At 56.4% G+C, this 2,450-nt stretch carries 2 protein-coding genes; both read left to right on the forward strand.

What is annotated here, in order from left to right:
- On the forward strand, nucleotides 1-2,174 hold a 2,174-nt coding region (locus ACETWG_07115), incomplete at its 5' end, for a sensor histidine kinase (GenBank protein MFB0516357.1).
- Nucleotides 2,152-2,450, forward strand: a 299-nt coding sequence (locus tag ACETWG_07120; protein ID MFB0516358.1) for a response regulator, incomplete at its 3' end; no start/stop codon positions are given. The genes ACETWG_07115 and ACETWG_07120, both read left to right, overlap by 23 nt.

Consider the following 2,450-nt stretch of genomic DNA (forward strand, 5'->3'; position numbering starts at 1 on the left):
CGGTCCCGGTGTTCCTGGTCCGATTTTATAGCCTCAGCTATCTGATCATCCAATGCCTGGTAGGTGGTCTGTACTTTTTCCTGGGCATTTTTGTGCTGCTCAAGAAGCCGGGGGACCGCGCGGCACTTGTTTTTCACTGGGTGGCAGTGGCCGTGGCCGTCATGGTGGAGACCACCTGGGCCAGCTATGTTATTGAGCCCTTCGGACTCGGGCATGCCATCCAGGTCCTGGACTTAACCGCCAACACCGCTATTCCGGTGCTGTTTGTGCACTTCGGCTTCGTCTTTCCCACGGACAAAATGACGGCGATGAGAAAGCTCCTTCCAGCCTTGTACCTGGTATCGATAGGATTTCTGCTCTGGATGACTGTTACCTTTCTTTTCGCCACTTTCCCGGCCTCGGTTACCGGCTACCATCGTTTCCTGACTTCATTTGATCTTTTCCGCTGGTTTTTCTCGGCCTGTATTGTACTGGGAGTGGCCAATTTTCTGCATTCCTATTTCACGGCGATTGAGGAGATGGAACGGCGCAAGCTCCGCTGGGTCATTCTGGGTCTTGCGGTGGGACCGCTTGGCTTCATCCTGCTCTGGGTTATTCCGTATATTCTTCTGGGGCGCGCTCTGGTAGCGGCCGATATCATCGTGTTGATCTCCGCTATCGCGCCGGTCACCTTCGCCATCTCTATCGTCCGTTATCATGTGATGGATATTGATCTGATCCTCAATCGCGGCACGGTTTACGCCATTGTGCTGGGGGCCCTATTTACCATTTACGCCCTGGTTGTGGGCACCGTGGCGGGGCTGGTGGGGACTTTCACCGTGCGGGTGTCGCTGATTGCCTCCGGTGTGGCGGCGACGATTGCGGCGCTGCTCTTCGAACCCACCCGCCGTGCGGTTCAACGCTTTGTAGACCGCACCTTTTTCCGGATCAAGTACAATTATCGGGAAGCCCAGCGGCACTTCTTGAAAGCAATGACAGACTGCGTCGATGCCCAGGGCCTTGCCGATCTCATCGTAAGTCGGACGAATGCTTTGCTGCGGGTGGAGCAAATTGGATTTTTCAGTCTGGAAGGGCCGGACCGCCGACCCGTCCTGGTTGCCCACCATAATGGCGAGCTGTTCCTGGCCCCCGGGGTCCCGGAGCAATTGAAGCAGCTGCTGCCCCGATCGCAGATTACGCGGGGCTTAGATGACAAGATCGAACCTGGCGCACCTCATGAGTCCGCCGACCTGGAGCGCTTCCGGGATCTGGGAATCGCCCTGCTGCTGGCTATATTGTCTGAGCGCTCGGAGATGCAGGGCTTTCTCGCAGTGGGACCCAAAAAGTCGGGAGCGCGGTTTAGTATCGAGGACATCGATCTGCTCCAATCCATGGTCACCCAGGCGGGTCTCGCCCTGGCCCGGATTACCCTTCGACAAAAGTTGGTGCTGGAACGGGCGGAGACCCGTCGCCTGGAAGAACTGAACCGCCTCAAATCATACTTCGTGTCCAGCGTATCGCATGATCTGAAAACACCGCTCACCTCAATCAAGATGTTTACCGAGCTACTCCAGACGCAGCCGGAGATCGGGCCCGAGCAGGCTGGCGAATACCTGGAGATTATTGGCGGCGAAAGTGAACGCCTGACCGCGCTCATCGATAACGTCCTGGACTTCGCTAAGGTGGAGCGGGGGGTTAAGGAATACCATTTTGCTGAGGTCAAACTCAATGAGCTGGTGCAGACGGTACTAAAGTCGTTGCACTACCAGTTCAAGATGCAGCAATTCCAGGTGCATGCCAACCTGTCCCCCGCAGAGAGTGTCATTCGGGCTGACGCCGACGCGGTCACTGAATCCCTCATGAATCTCCTGTCGAATGCCATGAAGTACTCACCGGAAAAGCGGGAGGTAGCCGTATCGACTTTCATCCGGGATGGCTTTGCCGGCATTAAAGTTGAGGACCAGGGAATCGGCATCTATCAGGCCGACCTGGAACACATTTTTGAGCCCTTTTATCGGGCACAGGAGGAGACCGCCCGGCGGCTGGCGGGTGCCGGTCTGGGCCTGGCTCTCGTCAAGCATACCATGGAGGCCCACAAGGGGAGAGTGGAAGTGCGCAGCGCTCTCGGGAAAGGAAGTGCCTTTACGCTCCTCTTTCCAACGGAGGTGGATCGTGAGACGGATTCTGATCGTTGAGGATGATCCGGCCATCGTAAAGGGCCTGGAAGCCAGTCTGAAGGAGGAACACTATCAGGTTCTTTCAGCCCTGGACGGTGAAGCGGGCTATCAACTGGCCAAAGGAGAGAACATTGACCTGATCATCCTCGATGTTATGCTGCCCAGGAAAAACGGTGACGAAATCTGCCGTGATCTGCGCGCCGGGGGCATCGAGACACCGATTATCATGCTCACCAGCAGGAAAGAGGAGCTGGACAAGGTACTGGGATTAGAACTGGGCGCTGACGATTACGT

The organism is Candidatus Neomarinimicrobiota bacterium (genome assembly GCA_041862535.1).
Classification (GTDB): domain Bacteria; phylum Fidelibacterota; class Marinisomatia; order SCGC-AAA003-L08; family TS1B11.